Here is a 19,092-nt window from a genome sequence, read left to right on the forward strand (position 1 = left end):
ACTTGCAGCTTGTTTTTATCCAAACTTTGAATTGACGCCCATGAAAGCTCTGATCTCCGTCTCTGACAAGACCGGTATCGTCGAATTTGCGCAAGCCCTGCACGCTCTTGGCGTGCAGCTGCTGTCCACCGGTGGCACGGCCAAGCTGCTGGCAGGTGTGGGCCTGCCTGTGACCGAAGTGGCCGAAGTCACCCAATTTCCCGAGATGCTGGACGGCCGCGTCAAGACCCTGCACCCCATGGTGCACGGCGGTCTGCTGGCTCGTCGCGACCTGCCCGAGCACATGGCTGCTTTGAAGGAGCATGGCATCGAGACCATCGACCTGCTGGTGGTCAATCTGTATCCCTTCGAAGCCACCGTGGCCAAGGCCGGCTGCACCCTGGCTGACGCCATCGAGAACATCGACATCGGCGGCCCCGCCATGGTGCGCTCCGCCGCCAAGAACTGGAAAGACGTGGGCGTTCTGACCGCCGCCGACCAGTACGAAGCCGTGCTTGCCGAACTCAAGGCGAGTGGCAAGCTGTCCGACAAGCTGCGTTTTGCGCTGTCCGTGGCAGCCTTCAACCGCATTGCCCAGTACGACGGAGCGATCAGCGACTACCTGTCTAGCGTCAAGTTCGAAGACGAAAAGCTCAGCGAGGAATACGTGCCCGAGCGCGCCCTGTTCGGCGGCCAGTCCAACGGCCATTTCATCAAGGTGCAGGATCTGCGCTACGGTGAAAACAGCCACCAGCAAGCCGCCTGGTACCGCGACCTGTACCCCGCTCCCGGCTCGCTGGCCACGGGCGTGCAATTGCAGGGCAAGGAGCTGAGCTACAACAATATCGCCGACGCCGATGCGGCCTGGGAATGCGTCAAGAGCTTTGACGTGCCCGCCTGCGTGATCGTCAAGCACGCCAACCCCTGCGGCGTGGCGATTGGCGGCAGTGCCTTCGAAGCCTATTCCAAGGCCTTCCAGACCGACCCCACCAGCGCGTTTGGCGGCATCATTGCCTTCAACCGCCCGGTGGACAAGGCTGCTGCCGAAGCCGTGTCCAAGCAGTTCGTCGAAGTGCTGATGGCTCCCGATTTCAGCGCCGAAGCCCTGGAAATCTTCAAGTCCAAGGTCAATGTGCGCCTGATGAAGATCGCTTTGCCCGCCGGCGGCGCAACCGACTGGGACAACGGCCGCAACGCCATCGAATCCAAGCGCATCGGTTCCGGCCTGCTGCTGCAGACCTCGGACAACCATGAGCTCAAGCTGGCCGACCTGAAGGTCGTGACCGTCAAGCAGCCCACGCCTGAAGAGCTTCAGGACCTGCTGTTTGCCTGGAATGTGGCCAAGTTCGTCAAGTCCAACGCCATCGTCTTCTGCAAGAACGGCATGACCATGGGCGTGGGTGCCGGTCAGATGTCGCGCCTGGATTCGGCACGCATCGCCTCCATCAAGGCCGAAGCCGCCAAGCTGTCGCTGCAGAACACGGTCGTGGCGTCGGACGCCTTCTTCCCCTTCCGCGACGGCCTGGACGTGGTGGTCGATGCAGGCGCGACCTGCGTGGCCCAGCCCGGCGGCTCCATGCGCGATCAGGAAGTGATCGATGCGGCCAATGAGCGTGGCGTGGCCATGGTGTTCACCGGCGTGCGTCACTTCAGGCACTGATTGCTCCCCCTGAGGCGCTATCGCGCCTTCCCCCTCTCTCGATGCTTGGCATCGGGAGGGGGACGACAGCCTCGCTGCGAGGCGGCTCTTGCTCGCTGTCCCTTTGATGGGACATGCTTGTTCGGGTAATGTGCTCAATGGCTGGCGTCTGCCGGCCATACTTTTTTGTGAATCTGCTTTGGTATGACTGATCCCATCGACGACGAAGAAAACTACCCGCCGCGTCCACGCTGGATTGGCTGGCTGATCGGGCTGGTCATGGTGGCTAGCGCCTTAGGGGTGGCCAATATCGGCTGGCGCATCATGCGGGTCAGCACGGCCGAGAAGGCCGCTGATACGCTGGTGGCTGCCAAGCCCGAGCTGGCGGCAGCCCGAAAGCTGGTGGAGAGCGCAGATTGCATGCGCTGCCATGGTCTGGACCGCAAATTTGTGGGCCCGGGCTTTACGGAGATCGCACAGAAGTACGGCTTGCAAGCCGATGCCCAGAGCTATCTGGCAGACAAGATTCGCAGCGGCAGCGTGGGTGTCTGGGGCAATGTGATCATGCCGCGCCACCCGCAAATCAGTGAGGCCGATTCTCTGCAGATGGCCCGTTGGGTGCTGTCGGCTCAGGCGCTATCGGCTGCGGCGCAATAAGCCCGGTTGCGGAGATCCTGCGTGAATTCAAAGGCTGCTGGCGCTTGGCGCTGGCAGCTTTTTTTGCTTTGCAGCCTACGCAGGGGGGCCGGCCTTGCTTTCATAATCCGCACATGAGAAAACCCGCACCCGCTCCTGTGCCGAGTCAAGCCGATCAAGCCCTGCACAGGCCTGTGCACGCCCAGGCCCGTCAGCGTGGCTTTGTCTTCTGGGCCATATGGGTGAACATCGCCACCTACGCGATCTATCCCACGGCCAACTGGCTGGCCAGCCTGCGCGAGCAGCGCTATGACTTCATCACGCGCTGGGATGCCATGATTCCGCTGGTGCCGGAATTCATCTTTGTCTATTTCTCGTTTTTCCCGTTTCTGGCCCTGCCGTTCTGGCTGGTGGGACAGCCCGGTACGGCGGCGCTGGGCAAGCGCCAGGTGTTGGGTACGCTGATCTGCGGTCTGATCTTCGTGCTGTTCCCGGCAAATTTGGCCTTCGAGCGCGCGACTCCCGAATTCGAGCCCTATCGCAGCATTTTTGCGACCATGTTCCTGGTGGACAAGCCGCACAATCTGCTGCCCTCGCTGCACATCGTCTACACGGCGCTGACCTGTCTGGCCATCTGCCAGGCGCAATGGCAGCGTGGTCGCTGGGGGCTGTGTCTGCTGATTGCGCTATGGAGCGCGGCCATCTGCGCCTCAACCATGCTGGTGCATCAGCACCATGTGCTGGATGTGGTCACTGCGCTGCTGCTGGTGCCGGTGCTGTGCTTGCTGATTCGCCCGGCCGATGTGCCCCCGCAGCCTCCGCGCATCTGAGCGCGGCAGGACCGCTGTGCCGCGGGCCCTTTTTTGAATCTTGCGTCAGTGCTCGCTTGCATGCAGGACTGCAGCGCGATTTTTGAGCGCGGTGCAGGCTTTGTGAAGCGTGGGCCTGACTAGTCTGTTTTGAGACGGGTGTGCAGCCGGGCCTGCACAAAACATGCAAATGGACTGGTGATGCTGCAGGGAATCTGCGCGTTATTGGTGAAATCCCTAGGATGCCGTTTTGAACAAAAGGACCGGGCCGAAGGCGCCGCGCCAAAAGTGCGGCCAAGAGCCTGGGGATATGCATGCAGTGGCTGAAAACCAAAACCATTGAACAGGCGCTGGCCGATTCGGACGAGCCGGGCCGTCAACTTCAACGCAGCCTGGGCGCGTTCGACCTGATGATTCTCGGCGTGGCCGTGGCCGTCGGGGCCGGCATTTTCTCGGTGGGTGCGCGCGCGGCGGGCAGCTTTGCGGGACCGGCCGTGATCTTCTCCTTCATCCTGGCGGCCGCCACCTGCGCGCTGGCCACCATGTGCTATGCGGAGTTTGCCTCCAGCGTGCCGGTCACGGGCAGCGCCTATACCTATACCTATCTGACGCTGGGCGAGGGCGTGGCCTGGATCATCGGCTGGAATCTGCTGCTGGAGATGATTGCCGCCGGCGCGGTAATCGCCAAGTACTGGGGCATCTACCTGTCCACGGTGTTTGCCACGGCAGGTGTGGATATTCCCAGCACCCTGCATCTGGGAGCCATCAGCCTGGAGTGGGGGCCGTTCTTCATCGTGACGGTGTTCACCGGGCTGCTGATCCTGGGCACGCAGGAGTCGGCCCGGGTCAACAATGTGTTCACCCTGATCAAGATCGCCATCACCCTGTTCGTGATCGTGGTGGGCTTCACCTATATGGACCTGAAGAACTTCACGCCCTTTGTGCCGCCGGCCCAGCCGCCCGTGGCAGGCCATGGCGTGACCGCCGATGTCTGGGGCCAGCCCATGCTGGCCTGGCTGTTCGGTGCCCGCCCCAGCCAGTACGGCTGGCTGGGCGTGATCTCGGGCGCATCGCTGGTGTTCTTTGCCTTCATCGGCTTCGACGTGGTCGCCACCTCGGCCGAAGAAGTCAGGGAGCCACAGAAAACGCTGCCGCGCGGCATCTTCGGCGGCCTGGCGCTGGTGACGGTGCTCTACATCCTGGTCACGCTGGCGCTGACCGGCATGGTGCCTTATACCGAGCTGGCCAAGGCCGAGAATCCCTCGCTGGCCACAGCCTTCATCAGCGTGGGCGCCAACTGGGCTGCCCAGGTGATCGCCGTGGGCGTGCTGCTGGGTCTGACCACGGTGGTCATGGTGCTGCTCATGGGCTCGGCCCGGATCCTGATGGCGCTATCGCGCGACGGCCTGCTGCCGCGCAGCTGGAGCGTGACCTCGGCCAGGCGCAAGACGCCGGTACGCCTGCAGCTGATGGTGGGTGCCGTCGTCGCATTGCTGGCAGGCTTTACCAAGGTGGAGCTGCTGGAGGAGATGATCAACATCGGCACGCTGTCGGCCTTTGTGCTGGTCAGCATCGGCGTGCTGGTGCTGCGCAAAAAGCGTCCCGACGCCGGAGCCGGCTACCGAGTGCCTTTTGTGCCTGTGCTGCCTGTGCTCTCGGTCCTGCTGTGCTTTTATCTGATGCTGAATCTGACCACGCTGACCTGGCTGCGCTTTGTGGGCTGGATGGCGCTGGGAGCGCTGATCTACATGGCCTATGGCATGCGCCATTCGCGACTGGCTCAGGCAGATAAAAAGTGAGCTGATAGCGCATGATAGTAAATGATTTCAGTATGTTTTCTATCTGAAATCGTTTGATATAAAGCGAAAGTAGCTATCAAAATAAAAGCCCTGCAGGGAATGCCCTGCAGGGCTTTTACATTGGTTAGAGTGCTGGTCATGAGTACCGAACCCACCGAGACCACGCCGACCCGCTCCCCCACCCAGTCCGCCGAAGACGGCCAGCAGCGCTGCCGCTGGTGTCTGGCCACGCCGGGCTATGTGCACTATCACGACCGCGAATGGGGGTTCCCGGTGGACAGCGATCAGCGCCTGTTCGAGAAACTCTGTCTGGAAGGCTTTCAGTCCGGCCTGAGCTGGCTGACCATTCTCAACAAGCGCGAGAACTTCCGTGCCGCCTTTGCGGGTTTCGATTTCCATCGCGTGGCGCAGTTCGGCGAGGCCGATGTGCAGCGCCTGCTGCAGGACGCCGGCATCGTGCGCCATCGCGGCAAGATCGAGGCCGTGATCAACAACGCCCAGCGGGCCATCGAAATGGTCCAGGCCGAAGGCTCGCTGGCCGCGTTCTTCTGGCGCCATCAGCCGGCTGTGCCCTCGACGGGAGGGACCATTCAGGCCCAGACGCCGGAGTCGCAAGCCCTGTCCAAGGAGCTCAAGAAGCGCGGCTGGAAGTTTGTCGGGCCGACCACCATGTATGCGCTGATGCAAGCCATGGGCATGGTCAACGACCATGCGCCGGGCTGCATCACCAGAGCTGAAGTGGAGCGCGCCAGAGCCGCCTTTCAGCGACCCTGAGAAAAGCTCGGCGAGCTGCCCAGCTGCGCTCACTGTCGGCCGCAACAACAAAAAGCCCTGCAGGCATAGGCTGCAGGGCCTGGTGGGCGGGCGGGGATTTACAGCGTCTTGAACACTTCGCGTGCCGCTTCGATGGTGCGGTCGATATCTTCGTCGCTGTGCGCCGCGCTGACAAAGCCTGCCTCGTACAGCGCCGGAGCAAAGTAGTGGCCGCGCTCCAGCATGCCGTGGTAGAACTTGTTGAAGACCTTGCCGTCGGTCTTCATGACCTGGGCGTAGTGCGTGGGCAGCTCGGGCAGGAAATAGAAGCCGAACAGCCCGCCTTGCCAGTCCACGCTGAAGGGAATGCCGGCGGCATTGGCTTCGGCCTTCAGGCCCTGCATCAGGTGGCCGGTCTTGAGGTGCAGCTCGGCGTGGAAGCCGGGACGGCTGATCAGCTCCAGCGTCTTCAGGCCGCAGGCTGTGGCAATGGGGTTGCCCGACAGCGTGCCGGCCTGGTAGACGGGGCCCAGCGGCGAGAGCTTTTCCATGATCTCGCGGCGGGCACCGAACGCCGCCATGGGCATGCCGCCGCCGATGACCTTGCCCATCACGGTGATGTCGGGCGCAAAGCCTTCGATTTCCTTGGCGTACAGGCTCTGGGCGCTGCCCAGGGCAACGCGAAAGCCCGTCATGACTTCGTCATAGACCAGCAGCGCGCCATGCTCGCGGGTCAGCTCGCTGATGCGACGGGTGAAGTCCACCGAGGCGCGCACAAAGTTCATATTGCCGGCAATCGGCTCCATGATGACGCAGGCAATGTCACTGCCCATCTTGGCAAAGGCCTCTTCGAGCTGAGCCACGTCGTTGTACTCCAGCACGATGGTGTCCTTGGCCACATCGGCAGGCACACCCGCAGAGGAAGAGGCACCAAAGGTGGCCAGGCCCGAGCCGGCCTTGACCAGCAGCGCATCCGCATGGCCGTGGTAGCAGCCGTTGAACTTGATGATCTTGTTGCGGCCGGTGTAGCCGCGCGCCAGGCGCAGCGCGCTCATGCCGGCTTCAGTGCCGGAGCTGACCAGGCGCACCATGTCCATGCTGGGCATGAGGGCGCGAATCTTCTCGGCCAGCACGACTTCGCGCTCGGTGGGGGCGCCGAAGCTGAAGCCTTCGAGCACTGCGGCCTGCACGGCCTCGATCACTTCGGGGTGGCCGTGGCCCAGGATCATGGGACCCCAGCTGCCGATGTAGTCGGTGAACTGCTGATCGTTCTGGTCCCAGAAATAGGCGCCATGCGCGCGCTTCACAAAGCGGGGGGTACCACCCACGGCGGCAAAAGCGCGCACGGGCGAGTTCACGCCTCCGGGGATCACGCCCTTGGCGCGTTCGAACAAAGCGATATTCAGATCAGTGTTTTGTGTCATGAGAGGGGATCACAAAGCCTTCAATCGGCTTGGAGTCGGGTTCGTCATCAGTGGCGTCTTCGGCCTGCTCGTCTTCGGACTCCTCGTCCTCGGTGGGCTGGGCCCAGAAAAGACGATCCGGCAGATAGTGGCCCATGCCGGGGCGAAAGCCTGCATCCAGGCTGTGGTCCAGGTATTCCAGCGCCTCCAGGGTTGCGGCGCCCAGATCGTTGCCGGTGGCCAGCAGGGCCGTGATCGCTGCGGACAGCGTATCACCGGCACCTGTGAACGTGGCGTCAAACAGCTCGTACTTGCTGTTGCCCAATACGGACTGGGCCGTGGTCAGCACGTTGTCCACGAACTGGTCGGGCAGGGGGATGCCGGTCACCAGCACATAAGGCACTTCCAGCGCCTCGGCGGCCATGGCGATATCGCGCGCCGTGGGCGCGCGGCTGTTTTCCCAGTCCGGCAGCAGCCAGCGCCACAGCGTGTTGTGGTTTCCAACCAACACCGAGGTTTGAGGCAGGACAAGCTCCTTGAACGCATCCAGGTACTGATCCTGCTTGTCGTCCTCCCACCAGGACAGGTCCGGCATGTAGCTGATGATGGGAATGTCCGGGTAGTCCGAGGAGATCGTGGCAATGGCGGCCAGATTGGCGGGACTGCCCACGAAGCCGACCTTGATGGCGGTGACGGCAATGTCCTCCAGCACCATGCGCGCCTGCTCGGTCACCGCCTCGTCGTCGAGTGCAAAGTGCTCGTAGATGCGGGCCGTGTCTCTGGCATAGGCACCGCAGGCCACCGGCAGCGCATGACCGCCGATGGAGGAGATGGTGGCGATGTCGGCCGAGAGTCCGCTGGCTCCGCAGGGGTCACTGCTGTTGAAGGACAGCACGCAGACGGGAGCGGACTCTGTCGCTTCTTCCTGGCGGGTGCGGCGAGGGGGGGAGGAGGAGATGGGATTCAATGCCATGGCGCACCCCAGTTTGCACCCGGGAATGCAAGGGTGGGAGCCGGGGTTGTGACTAGATACAATCGTTGCATTCTATGTGAAGCCCCTTTAAGCTGTGACTGACCCTAAAACCTGGATGTGTTTGACCTGTGGCTGGCTTTATGACGAAGCCCAAGGCTGCCCCGAACATGGAATTGCTCCGAACACCCGCTGGGAAGATGTGCCCATGAACTGGACATGCCCGGAATGCGGTGCACGCAAAGAAGACTTTGAAATGGTGGAAATCTGAGTGCCACAGACACTCGATTCCATGGATGACCGAATTGGGAGGGATTCACCGTGACAGCATCTGCTGCGCCTTTGCGCGTTCTGGTTGTGGATGACAGCAACACCATCCGCCGCAGCGCTGAAATTTTCCTCAAGCAAGGTGGTCACGAAGTTCTTCTTGCCGATGATGGCTTCGATGCATTGTCCAAGGTCAACGACTACCAGCCCCAGCTCATCTTCTGCGACATTCTGATGCCCAAGCTCGATGGCTATCAGACCTGCGCCATCATCAAGCGCAATGCTCGCTTTGCCAGTACGCCCGTCGTGATGCTGTCATCCAAGGACGGTGTATTCGACAAGGCTCGCGGTCGCATGGTGGGCTGTCAAGACTATCTGACCAAACCATTTACCAAAGATCAATTGCTGCAAGCCGTACAACAATTCGCGCTGCAAGCTGCAGATGTGGGAGCTGCATCATGACAATTCAAAAAGTTCTGGTCGTTGACGATTCCAAGACGGAGCTGATGGCTCTGAGCGATATTTTGCAAAAGCAGGGCATGCAGGTGCGTACTGCGGAAAATGGCGATGAAGCGATGAAGCGCCTGGCCGAAGACAAGCCCGACCTGATCCTGATGGACGTGGTCATGCCCGGACAGAACGGCTTTCAGCTGACGCGCGCCATCTCGCGCGATCCTCTGTATGCCGATGTGCCCATCATCATGTGCACCAGCAAGAATCAGGAAACCGACCGGGTCTGGGGCATGCGTCAGGGCGCACGTGGCTATATCACCAAGCCCGTGGATGCAGCCGAGCTGCAAGCCAAGATCGCCGCTCTGTAACGAGCTGCGCTGCTTATGGCGAACCGTGAAGCCCTCCGAGATCTTCAATCCCGTCTGGCCGGGCGTCTGCAGGCAGCACGCAGCGAAGGCGTCAGCGTGGCTGCCTGGCTGGCAGTGCAGGCTGGCGGACGGGATTATTTGCTGCCGCTGAATCAGGCGGGAGAAATCTTTCCCTGGACTGGCGTTCAGCCCGTCCCATACACACAGGCCTGGTTTCTGGGTATCGCCAATCTGCGCGGTGCTTTGATGGGGGTTGTGGACCTGGCTCAATTGCTGGGCCATGGAAATGTCCGCAATGAGCAGGAACTGATGGACTGCAGCCTGCTGGCCTTCAACCCTGCCTTGGAGGTCAACGCGGCCCTGCTGGCCGATCGTCTGCTTGGCCTGCGTGGCGCCGACGCGTTTTCCAGGTCCGAGCCCCCGCCTGAGCACTCCCCGAGTTTCTTCGGAGCCGTCCATATCGATGCGAGCGGCCGCCGCTGGCAGGAGCTGAAATTGCAGCCCCTGTCTCAAACCGCCAAATTTTTGAGCATTCGTGCTTGAGGTTCCTGGATACAGCGCTATGTCCTTTGCACAGAAAATAAATAAGTTGTTCCGACGCAAGCCCAATGCGGCAGCCGCCAGTGGTGATAGCAGCATGATGGGAGACACGGTCGTACAGGATCTGTATGACGGCTCGCTCAACAGCGTGCAGGGAGCACCTTCCGTCTTCGGCGTCGAGGAAGCGGCCCGTGCGGATGAGCTGGTGAGCCTGCCCATTCTCGGCACAGCCACGACGGCCAAGCACCAGCGCACCCTGTTCACCCTGCTCGGTGGCTCGGTGCTGGTGCTGGTGGTGCTGTCGGCCTGGATGCTGCGCGAAGCCGGCAACTCCAACCAGCAGCTGGCGGCAACCGGTCAGGCGCTCATGCAGTCTCAGCGTCTGGCCAAGTCGGTCTCCATCGCCATGACAGGGGCCGCTCCCGCGTTTGCCGACGTCAAGGACAGCGCCGGTGTTCTGGCGCGCAACGTGCGAGCGCTGGCTGCCGGCGATTCCGATCTGGGCGTGCATGCACTGGACGGTGGTTTGCAGGACGAGCTCAGCTCCATCAGCACCCTGATGGAGCGCGCTGAAAAGAGTGCGGGGCTGATCCTCGGGCAGCAAAAGACGCTGACCCAGGTGGGCGACGCGCTGCGCACCATCAACCGTCAGTCCTCCGATCTGCTGGAAACCGCAGAAACCATTTCATCGCTGAAGCTGCAGCAAGGCGCCGGCGCGGCCGAGATCTCTGCAGCCGGCCAGCTCGTGATGCTGACCCAGCGGATTGCCAAGTCGGCCAACGAATTCCAGACCCTGGAGGGTGTGAGCCCCGAGGCCGTTTTCCTGCTGGGCAAGGACTTGAACTCCTTCAAGGAAATCTCCGAAGGTCTGCTCAACGGCAACGCCGAGATGCGGCTGTCGGCGGCACGCGACCCCCAGGTGCGTGAACAGCTCGAGACGCTGATCAAGCAGTACGACGATACGCGCACGCAGGCCAGCGCCATTCTGGGCAATCTGCAAGGTCTGGTGTCGGCCCGTGAAGCGCAGGCCAGCATCAACAACGACAGCGAACTGCTGCGCCAGCAGCTGGAGCAGCTGCAGACGGCTCTGCAGGGACAGGGTGGGGTCAGCGTGCTGCAGCTGGCTCTGCTGACCATCGCCATCTTGACCGTGGTTCTGAGCGGTGTCGGCATCTCGCGCGTGCAACTGCTGGACAGCCGGGCGCGCCAGCAGGAAGCCGAGCGCCACCAGGTCGATGCCCGTTTGCAGGAACAGGAAGCCAAGCGCATCAACGATGCCAACCAGGCCGCCATTTTGCGTTTGATGAACGAGCTGCAATCGGTGGCCGAAGGCGATCTGACGCAGGAAGCCACCGTGACCGAGGACATCACCGGCGCGATTGCCGACTCGGTGAACTACACGGTGGAAGAGTTGCGCGCGCTGGTGGGCTCGGTGCAGAACACCGTGACCCGCGTGGCCCAGACCACCGAGCAGGTGGACGTCACATCGACCGAGCTGCTGGCTGCATCGAACGAGCAGCTGCATGAAATTCGCGAAACCGGCAAGTCGATTCTGGACATGGCCGGCCGTATCAACAACGTCTCGGCCCAGGCGCAGGAGTCGGCCCAGGTGGCCCGCCAGTCGCTGCAGGCTGCGGACTCGGGTCTCAAGGCCGTGCAGAACGCCATCGGCGGTATGAACTCCATCCGCGATCAGATCCAGGACACTTCCAAGCGAATCAAGCGCCTTGGCGAATCGTCCCAGGAGATCGGTGAAATTACCGAACTGATTTCGGACATTACCGAGCAGACCAACGTGCTGGCGCTGAACGCCGCCATTCAGGCCGCATCTGCCGGTGAAGCCGGTCGCGGCTTCTCGGTGGTGGCCGAAGAAGTGCAGCGTCTGGCGGAACGCTCGGCAGACGCCACGCGACAGATTGCCGCGCTGGTGAAGGCGATTCAGACCGATACCCAGGATGCCGTGGCCGCCATGGAGCGTTCTACCCAGGGTGTGGTCGAAGGGGCTCGTCTGTCCGACTCTGCGGGTACCGCACTGTCTGAAATCGACAGCGTGTCGCGCCGACTGGCCGAGCTGATCGAGCAGATCTCCAGCTCCACTTCGCGTGAAGCCAATATGGCCAACGGCGTGGCGGAAAACATTCAGCACATTTTTGCCGTGACCGAACAAACCGGCGAGGGCACCCGCACCACGGCACAGCAGGTGCGCGAGCTCTCCCATATGGCTGAAGAGCTGCGTCAGTCCGTTTCCCGATTCAAGATTGCCTGATTTGACTGGCTCTTTCTCTCATAAAAATGCACGACCCTTGAGGGTTAAGGAACTAGAGCATGTCAGTGGTTGACGACTCGCCAATACGTGCAGCCATGTCTGCAACTGCAGAGCAGGATCTGGGGCCGCTGGCCTGGGTGCTCGATGAAGTGCGCAAGTCGCTGGAGGCCGCGTCCAAGGCGGTGAACCGTTTCATGCGCGATGCGGATGCAGCCCGTTTGTCTGATCTTGAGGAGTTGGATACATCGGCACTGCGCATTGCTCGCCAGCAGCTGCACCAGGCCTGTGGCGCGCTGGAGATGGTGGGCGTCAACGCTCCGGCGCAGGTGATGCGCAGCATGGAAGCTGCGGTCAACCGCTTTGTACAGCGTCCCGAATACTGCACGCAGGAAGCGGCGACCACGCTGGAGCGCACGCACTTTGCGCTGATGGAATTCCTGGAGGCCGTGCTGGCCGGCCAGCAGGTCTCCGCCGTAGCCTTGTTCCCCCAATATCGTGAGACCCAGATGCTGGCCGGCAACGACAAGGCACACCCGGCAGACCTGTGGCCGGCGGAGCGCCGTGCGCGCGAGCCCCGCTGGACCGGAGCGATGCCCGAGCCTCTGGCCTATGGCCCGCATGCACGTGCCATGCTGGACGGCGTGGTGCTGCGCATGGTCAAGAGCGACGACCGGGAGGCGGCAGCGCAGATGTGCGAGCTTTGCCGGCGCTTTGCAGCCGCTCAGCCCGAAGATGTGGCGGCGCGCAGCTTCTGGAAGATTGCCGCGGCCTTCTTTGATGCTCAGGCTCGCGGGCTCATCACCGCCGACATCTACGTCAAGCGCATGGCTTCGCGCGTGCTCATGCAGTACGCCAGCATGGCCAAGGGCGACAGCCTGCCGCCCGCCCGTTTGCTGCAGGACCTGATGTTCTTCTGCGCGCAGGCCAGGCCCCGCGAGCAGGCCGGCGACAGCCTGAAGGCCGTGCACGAGGCCTATGCCATGGAGCACATGCCGGTGGTGGACTACCACGTGGCGCGCTATGGCCGTTTCGATCCCTCGGTGCTGGTGCAGGCGCGCAAGCGCATTGCGGCCGCCGCCGAAACCTGGTCAGCGGTCGCTGGTGGCGATCGCAGCAAGATCAGATCCATGGCCGAGCAGTTCGGGCTGGTGTCCGAGTCGCTGGTCAAGTTGCAGCCTGTCAGCCACGGTCTGGCGCGCGCGCTGATTCGTGTCGCCGAGACGGTGGAGCGCATCGGCGAGCCACCTCCGGCCGAGCTGGCCATGGAGGTGGCGACCGCAGTGCTGTATCTGCAGGCCAGCTTCATGACGGCCGGGCATGACGACGAAATACAGGCCGCCCAGTCCAGGGTGCTGGTTCAGCGTCTGGATGCGGCGCTGCATGGTGCTCAGTCCGAGCCGCTGGAAATCTGGATGGAGGAGCTCTACCGCCAGGCCAGCGACCAGCAGACCATGGGATCGGTGGTGGGCGAGCTGCGCATCACCTTGGGCGAGGCAGAGAAGCATCTGGATCTGTTCTTTCGCAACCCCTTTGACACCTCGGTGCTGGCCTCGGTGCCGGGCCAGATGGGGCAAATGCGTGGCGTGCTGTCGGTGCTGGGCTTCGAGCAGGCCGCGACCGCCATGCAGCGCATGCGTGACACCGTCGAGCATCTGATGCTCGGCGAGGTGACGGTCGAGAATCAGCCGCGTATCTTCGAGAAGCTGGGCAGCAGTCTGGGCGCCATGGGTTTTCTCATCGACATGCTCAGCTACCAGCGCAATATGGCGCGCAAGCTGTTCGTCTATGACGAGGAAAAGGACGAGCTGCGCATCGTCATGGGTCACAGCCGCAGTCGCGGCCCCGAAGCCTTCCGTCCGACCGTGGATATTCCCATGGACGGCGTGCCGTCTGCGCAGCCTGCGGTCTCTGCATCCGTCACAGCGGCCACCCCAGCAGCTGCCGCCCCAACAGCTGCCGCCCCAACAGCTGCAGCGGCCGTCGAGCCTTCGGTCGCTGCACCGCCGCCGCCCACCCAAGTGCGGCCGGTGGCTCAGCCACAGCCCTTGCACGCCCGACTCACTGACGACGAGGACAGCCCGCCCTGGGCCGCGACCGAGCCCGGTGCCTTGCCCGATTTCGAGGCCATGGCCGCACCCGTTGTGGCCGAGCCGGCAGTGGCAGGCTCCGATGCTCTGGCCGATGCCATGGCCCAGGTGTTTGCGGACATGCAATCGGGCAGAGCGGCAGCAGATGACGCCGCCGCCGCCTCCCATTCAGGCCAGGATCTGGCCGGCCCGAGCAGCGCAGCAGCGGCTGCGACAGAGCCCCCGTCTGCGTCCGCCGAGCTGAGTGCCGAAGAGCTCGATGGCGACGACGAGCTGCTGTCCATCTTCCTGGAGGAAGCCCGTGAAGTCGTGGATAACGGCCTGCAAGCCTTGCAGGCGCTGGCCGATGAGCCCGGCAACCTGAGCGAGCAGACCACGCTGCGTCGGGCGTTTCACACGCTCAAGGGCAGCTCGCGCATGGTGGGGCTGGATGAATTTGGCGAAGCTGGCTGGGCCATGGAGCAGATGCTCAATGCCTGGCTGGCAGAGCAGCGGCCCATGCCGCAGGCCATGCAGCAACTGGCTCAGGACGCCCTGAAAGCCTTTGCGGTCTGGGCACAGGATATCGAGAACCAGCAGGCGCAGAACTGGTCGGCCACGGCCTTCCGCGCTGCCGCCGACGCCATGCGCCTGCAGGGCGAGCGTGCCGATGTGGCCCTGGTTCCGCGTCGCTCCGAGCGCGTGCAGCGCGCGCAGCCGCTGTGGGACATGGCCGAGGCGTCAGCCTCCGCAGCGCAGGAACCAGTGCACGAGCCAGTGCAGGAACCAGTGCAGGAACCAGTGCAGGAGCTGCCGCCCGCACTGGCCGAGGAGCTGGAGTGGCCGCCGCAGTCCGGGGCCGTGGCGGCAGAGCTCGGCGCCGATGCCCAGCCAGCCCAGAGCGAGCCCGCATTTGCCATGCCGGAACTGGACTTCTCCCTGGAGGAGCTGCCCTCCGTGCCTGTGCAGGAGCCTGAGCCTGAGCTTGTGCCTGAGCCGGAATCGGCAACGGCCGACTTTGCCTTGCCGCAGCTGGATATTCCCGACGATCTGCTGCAGCAGCTGGCAGCACCGGAGCTGCTCGAAGCATCCGCGCTGCCCACGCTGGAGTTGGACGGAGAGCGCGAGCCGGAGCAGACCGAATACGCTGCTGCCGATGCGGTGGTCGAGGCTCAGCCCTCGCCAGAGCAAGGCAGCGGTGCGGACGAGGTGCAGGAGCTGGACTTCGCCGCCTTCGAAGCGGCCATGCGCGAAAGCGAAGAGGCTGCCATCGCCGTGCAGACCGGCATGGAGACTGGCCCCGAGGAGACGGCCTCCGCAGAGGCGGCCTCCGCAGAGGCGGCCTCCGCAGAGACGGCCTCTGTTGAAACGGTGGCCGAGTTGCCATCCGCAGAGGCTGTGCGCGAGCTGGAGGCCATTGAAGCCTTGCTGGATGGCGTGCCCGAGCCGGTCATGGCCGAAGAACCCGTTCAGGCAGCAGAACCCGTTCAGGCCGCAGAGCCCGTTCAGGCCGAGCCCGAAGTCCCGGCGATGGAGCCGGTGTCCGGGCAGACAGCCGAGGAGCCGGACGACGGCTATCGCAATATTGATGGCCTGCGCATCAGCGCAGCGCTGTACAACGTCTATCTCAACGAAGCGGATGACTGGTCCGAGCGACTGGGCGAGGCGTTGCAGCAGTGGCTGCAAGAGCCGGCCGAAGCCATTCCCGACGATGCGATCGCGCTGGCGCATTCGCTGGCAGGCAGCTCCGGCACCGTGGGCTTCAAGGCCTTGTCGGAGCTGGCGCGTTTGCTCGAGCATGCACTGCTGCATCTGCAGCCTCAGGGCTATGCCAGTGCGCTGCAGATTCAGCAATGCGTGACCGCATCCGATGAAGTGCGCCGTTTGCTGCATCAGTTTGCGGCAGGCTTCCTCAAGGACGCCTTGCCCGCTGTCGAAGACGCGCTGCGTGACATCCTGAATACTCCGATCGATGCCGGTGCAGCAGCTGACACTGCCGATCTTGAGCTGTCCGCTCTGACCGATCTGGCCGAGCTGGATGAGGCACAGTGGCCCGAGGTGCAGGTGCTGCAGCCGCCTGCAGATCCCAAGGACTTGCCACTGGACTTTGCTGCCGAGCTGTCGCAGGAGCCGAGCTTGCCCGAGCGTGCGGGTGATGGGCTCGAGGCGGTGGCCGAGGAAGATGCGGGAGCATCGGCAGCCGACCCGTTGCTCGGTGCCGTGGTGCCAGCCGCAGATCAGGCACCGTATTCCATGGTGCCTGCCGCAGGCAGCATGGCGCATGAGGCTGAGCTGCAGCGCCGCATCGATGAAGCCATTGCTCTGGCGGTGCATGCCGGAGATGACGAAGACGATATCGATGTGCTCGACCAGGTCGATGCCGACCTGTTTCCCATTTTCGAGGAAGAGGCCATCGACCTGCTGCCCAAGCTCGGTGCTGCACTGCGCCGCTGGCATGGGCGCCCGAAACTGGATGAGGCTCGCAACGAAGCCCTGCGCGCGCTGCACACCATCAAGGGCAGTGCCCGCCTGGCGGGTGCCATGCGCATGGGTGAGATGGCCCACCGCCTGGAATCGGCGGTGGAGCGTATCGACCAGGAGCGTCCCGCAGCCGACGCGATAGAGCCGCTGCTGAGCAGCTTTGACGCTTTGCAAGCCAGCTTCGATGTGCTGCGCATGGCGGGTGAGCAGGAGCCCGAGCAGCCGCTGGCGCAACTGGACGACCACCTGGCACAGCCTGCACTGCATCTGGGTACGGCAGAGCCCGAGGCGACGCCGACCGCGACGGCTGCTGAAGCCGGTGAGAAGAGCACCACAGAGACCGCGCAGGCGATTCAGCTGCCTGCGCCGGTGGTGCCACGCGCCGCATCGCAGCAGACTGTGCGTGTGCGTGCGCAGCTGCTGGACCGCCTGATTTCCCAGACCGGTGAAGTGCTGATTGCCCGCTCGCGTGTCGATGCGCGGCTGTCGCAGGCGCGTTCGGCGCTCAATGACTTGACGGGCAACCTGGAGCGCCTGCGCACGCAGCTGCGCGACATCGAGGTGCAGGCCGAAAGTCAGATGCAGTCGCGTCTGGCCCTGTCCAAGGACACGGCAGCCGGTTTCGATCCGCTGGAGTTCGACCGCTTCACCCGCGTGCAGGAGCTCACGCGCATGATGGCCGAGTCGGTCAACGACGTGGCCACCGTGCAGCGCAATCTGCAGCGCGACCTGGCCGCTGCCGAAGACGATCTGGTGGCCCAGGGCCGGCAGGCGCGTGATCTGCAGCGCGATCTGCTGCGCACGCGCATGGTGGAGTTCGACTCCTTTGCCGAGCGTCTGTACGCCGTGGTGCGCCAGACGTCCAAGGAAATGGGCAAGCAGGTGCGCCTGAACATCCTGGGCGGCACCATCGAAATGGACCGCGGCATGCTGGAGCGCATGATGCCGGCCTTCGAGCATCTGCTTCGCAACTGCGTGGCTCACGGCATCGAATCGCCCGAGCGGCGCCAGGAGCTGGGCAAGCCGGCTGTCGGCACCATCGAGATCGTGCTGGGTCAGGAGCGCAACGACGTGGCGCTGTCCGTGGAAGACGACGGCGCCGGTCTGGATCTGGAGCGGATTCGCAGCAAGGCCATCAGCCTCAAGCTGTGGACCGACGAGCGTCCCATGACGCTGGAAGAGGCGGCGCGTCTGATCTTCGAGCCGGGCTTTACCACCGCCGCCGAGGTGACGGGCGTTGCCGGTCGCGGCATCGGCATGGATGTGGTGCGCTCCGAAGTCAACGCGCTGGGCGGTCGTATCGAGACCCATACCGAACCCGGCAGGGGCAGCGCCTTCCGTCTGGTGCTGCCGCTGACCACGGCCGTGACCCAGGTGGTGATGCTGCGCATGGGTGCCGTATCCATGGGCGTTCCCGCCAACCTGGTGGAAATCGTGCGCCGCGTGCCCGTCGATGTGCTGGAGGAAAGCTACCGCAAGCAGGAGTTCCAGGACGGCAGCGAAGTCATGCCTTTTTACTGGGCCGGCGCGCTGTGGCAGACCTCGCTGCGCAGCGAGGAGAACCTTGGCCGCACGCGCCCCGTGGTGATCGTGCGCAGTGCCTCGCAGCGCGTGGCGCTGCATGTGGACGAAGTGCTGGGCAACCAGGAAGTGGTGATCAAGAACCTGGGCCCGCAGTTGTCGCGCCTGCCGGGCCTGACCGGCATGTCCGTGCTGCCTTCGGGGGCCGTGGTGCAGATCTACAACCCGGTGGCGCTGGCCAACGTCCACGGCGAGCATGTGCGTGCCATGCTGGCCAAGGCCGAGCAGGCCGCGGCCGATGGCGAACTGCAGGCGCGTTCAGGCGGTGCCGATCTGTTGGGTGCCGAAGCTGCGCAGACCACGGTGCCACTGGTGCTGGTGGTGGATGACTCCATCACCGTGCGCCGCGTCACCCAGCGTCTGCTGCAGCGTGAAGGCTACCGTGTCACGCTGGCTGCCGACGGCCTGCAAGCCATGGAGCGTCTGCAGGACGAGCGCCCGACCCTGGTGCTGTCCGACATCGAAATGCCACGCATGGACGGCTTCGATCTGTTGCGCAATATTCGCGCCGATCAGAAGCTCGAAGGCCTGCCGGTGGTCATGATCACTTCACGCATTGCCCAAAAGCACCGTGAAATGGCCCGTGACCTGGGCGCCAATCACTACCTGGGCAAGCCTTACTCCGATGAGGAGCTGCTGGGTCTGATCCAGCACTACGCCTTGCAGCGCAGCGGCCCTGCACCCGAGCGCAGCCCGCTTGGCGGGCCCGTGGTGGATGGGGTGGGAGCTGTAGTCGAATAAGGTTTGCTACTGATAAGGGAGCGGCTTGCGCTGGTCATTATTGAATTTCAGATTGATATCAATCTGAAATGCATGAGGGACTTGCGCAAGCCGCTTCTGTTTTTGGTGTGTGCTTCTTTGGGTGTCGTGGTTTGTTTTTGATGCAGAGGCCGGGACTCACCCCCCAGGCGACCTTCTTTTCTTGCTCGTGCAAGCAAAGAAGGCAAAAGAACACGCCCCGATTGCCTGCGTCCCTGCGCTTCGCTCCGGGCAAACCTGCGTCACGCAATTCAGGCTGAGGTGCGGCAAAACTCGCTGCGCGCCCTTGGCGCTGCGTTCAAACACGTTGCCGCAAGCCAGAT

Annotated in this window: 13 protein-coding genes; 11 read left to right on the forward strand and 2 right to left on the reverse strand. The window is 63.4% G+C overall.

Features of this window, described 5'->3' with window-relative positions; translation table 11 throughout:
- The first annotated feature begins 40 nt into the window (after positions 1-40).
- The 5 genes from purH to QYQ99_RS16460 all read left to right on the forward strand — a co-directional run bounded on the left by purH (position 41) and on the right by QYQ99_RS16460 (position 5,636).
- The gene (gene purH / locus QYQ99_RS16440) at positions 41-1,639 is read left to right on the forward strand and encodes a bifunctional phosphoribosylaminoimidazolecarboxamide formyltransferase/IMP cyclohydrolase (protein WP_302089151.1); all 1,599 of its coding nucleotides are present in this window, start codon (positions 41-43) and stop codon (positions 1,637-1,639) included.
- A 183-nt stretch (positions 1,640-1,822) separates the two neighbouring features.
- Complete coding sequence (locus tag QYQ99_RS16445; RefSeq protein WP_302089152.1) at positions 1,823-2,275, forward strand: c-type cytochrome; 453 nt, start codon at positions 1,823-1,825, stop codon at positions 2,273-2,275.
- 113 nt (positions 2,276-2,388) lie between these two features.
- Positions 2,389-3,084, forward strand: coding sequence for a phosphatase PAP2 family protein (locus QYQ99_RS16450; RefSeq protein WP_302089153.1), 696 nt, complete (start codon positions 2,389-2,391; stop codon positions 3,082-3,084).
- A 293-nt stretch (positions 3,085-3,377) separates the two neighbouring features.
- Positions 3,378-4,862, forward strand: a complete 1,485-nt coding sequence (locus tag QYQ99_RS16455) for an amino acid permease (RefSeq protein ID WP_302089154.1) — start codon at positions 3,378-3,380, stop codon at positions 4,860-4,862.
- A 138-nt stretch (positions 4,863-5,000) separates the two neighbouring features.
- On the forward strand, positions 5,001-5,636 hold the full coding sequence (locus QYQ99_RS16460; RefSeq protein WP_302089155.1) for a DNA-3-methyladenine glycosylase I: 636 nt from the start codon (positions 5,001-5,003) through the stop codon (positions 5,634-5,636).
- A gap of 98 nt (positions 5,637-5,734) precedes the next feature.
- Here QYQ99_RS16460 and hemL read toward each other — a convergent pair whose 3' ends face one another.
- Together hemL and thiD are read right to left on the reverse strand one after the other, a co-directional pair.
- Positions 5,735-7,039, reverse strand: a complete 1,305-nt coding sequence (gene hemL, locus QYQ99_RS16465) for a glutamate-1-semialdehyde 2,1-aminomutase (RefSeq protein WP_302089156.1) — start codon at positions 7,037-7,039, stop codon at positions 5,735-5,737.
- Positions 7,023-7,991: a bifunctional hydroxymethylpyrimidine kinase/phosphomethylpyrimidine kinase gene (gene thiD, locus QYQ99_RS16470; RefSeq protein ID WP_302089157.1), complete on the reverse strand. Its 969-nt coding sequence runs from the start codon at positions 7,989-7,991 to the stop codon at positions 7,023-7,025. The genes hemL and thiD overlap by 17 nt, the downstream gene beginning before the upstream one ends.
- 115 nt (positions 7,992-8,106) lie before the next feature.
- Here thiD and QYQ99_RS16475 point away from each other — a divergent pair, with 115 nt between their 5' ends.
- Genes QYQ99_RS16475 through QYQ99_RS16500 form a run of 6 tightly spaced genes read left to right on the forward strand, consistent with a single transcriptional unit; the run spans position 8,107 to position 18,751 of the window.
- Positions 8,107-8,259, forward strand: a complete 153-nt coding sequence (locus tag QYQ99_RS16475) for a rubredoxin (RefSeq protein WP_034399566.1) — start codon at positions 8,107-8,109, stop codon at positions 8,257-8,259.
- Between the two features lie 50 nt (positions 8,260-8,309).
- Positions 8,310-8,717, forward strand: coding sequence for a response regulator (locus QYQ99_RS16480; RefSeq protein WP_302089158.1), 408 nt, complete (start codon positions 8,310-8,312; stop codon positions 8,715-8,717).
- Complete coding sequence (locus QYQ99_RS16485) at positions 8,714-9,076, forward strand: response regulator (protein WP_302089159.1); 363 nt, start codon at positions 8,714-8,716, stop codon at positions 9,074-9,076. The genes QYQ99_RS16480 and QYQ99_RS16485 overlap by 4 nt, the downstream gene beginning before the upstream one ends.
- A 15-nt stretch (positions 9,077-9,091) precedes the next feature.
- Positions 9,092-9,619, forward strand: a complete 528-nt coding sequence (locus QYQ99_RS16490; protein WP_302089160.1) for a chemotaxis protein CheW — start codon at positions 9,092-9,094, stop codon at positions 9,617-9,619.
- Positions 9,620-9,638: 19 nt separating this feature from the next.
- The gene (locus QYQ99_RS16495; RefSeq protein WP_302089161.1) at positions 9,639-11,882 is read left to right on the forward strand and encodes a methyl-accepting chemotaxis protein; all 2,244 of its coding nucleotides are present in this window, start codon (positions 9,639-9,641) and stop codon (positions 11,880-11,882) included.
- 59 nt (positions 11,883-11,941) lie between these two features.
- Positions 11,942-18,751 (forward strand): hybrid sensor histidine kinase/response regulator, encoded by a 6,810-nt coding sequence (locus QYQ99_RS16500; RefSeq protein ID WP_302089162.1) that lies wholly within the window; start codon positions 11,942-11,944, stop codon positions 18,749-18,751.
- The last annotated feature ends 341 nt before the right edge of the window (positions 18,752-19,092 follow it).

Source organism: Comamonas testosteroni (assembly GCF_030505195.1).
In the GTDB taxonomy this organism is placed as follows: domain Bacteria; phylum Pseudomonadota; class Gammaproteobacteria; order Burkholderiales; family Burkholderiaceae_C; genus Comamonas; species Comamonas testosteroni_G.

Coding starts and splice junctions, on each gene's coding strand:
- purH (WP_302089151.1), top strand. CDS start 41: ATGAAAGCTCTGATCTCCGTCTCTGACAAGACCGGTATCGTCGAATTT.
- QYQ99_RS16455 (WP_302089154.1), top strand. CDS start 3,378: ATGCAGTGGCTGAAAACCAAAACCATTGAACAGGCGCTGGCCGATTCG.
- hemL (WP_302089156.1), bottom strand. CDS start 7,039: ATGACACAAAACACTGATCTGAATATCGCTTTGTTCGAACGCGCCAAG.
- QYQ99_RS16445 (WP_302089152.1), top strand. CDS start 1,823: ATGACTGATCCCATCGACGACGAAGAAAACTACCCGCCGCGTCCACGC.
- thiD (WP_302089157.1), bottom strand. CDS start 7,991: ATGGCATTGAATCCCATCTCCTCCTCCCCCCCTCGCCGCACCCGCCAG.
- QYQ99_RS16485 (WP_302089159.1), top strand. CDS start 8,714: ATGACAATTCAAAAAGTTCTGGTCGTTGACGATTCCAAGACGGAGCTG.
- QYQ99_RS16450 (WP_302089153.1), top strand. CDS start 2,389: ATGAGAAAACCCGCACCCGCTCCTGTGCCGAGTCAAGCCGATCAAGCC.
- QYQ99_RS16500 (WP_302089162.1), top strand. CDS start 11,942: ATGTCAGTGGTTGACGACTCGCCAATACGTGCAGCCATGTCTGCAACT.
- QYQ99_RS16460 (WP_302089155.1), top strand. CDS start 5,001: ATGAGTACCGAACCCACCGAGACCACGCCGACCCGCTCCCCCACCCAG.
- QYQ99_RS16490 (WP_302089160.1), top strand. CDS start 9,092: ATGGCGAACCGTGAAGCCCTCCGAGATCTTCAATCCCGTCTGGCCGGG.
- QYQ99_RS16475 (WP_034399566.1), top strand. CDS start 8,107: ATGTGTTTGACCTGTGGCTGGCTTTATGACGAAGCCCAAGGCTGCCCC.
- QYQ99_RS16495 (WP_302089161.1), top strand. CDS start 9,639: ATGTCCTTTGCACAGAAAATAAATAAGTTGTTCCGACGCAAGCCCAAT.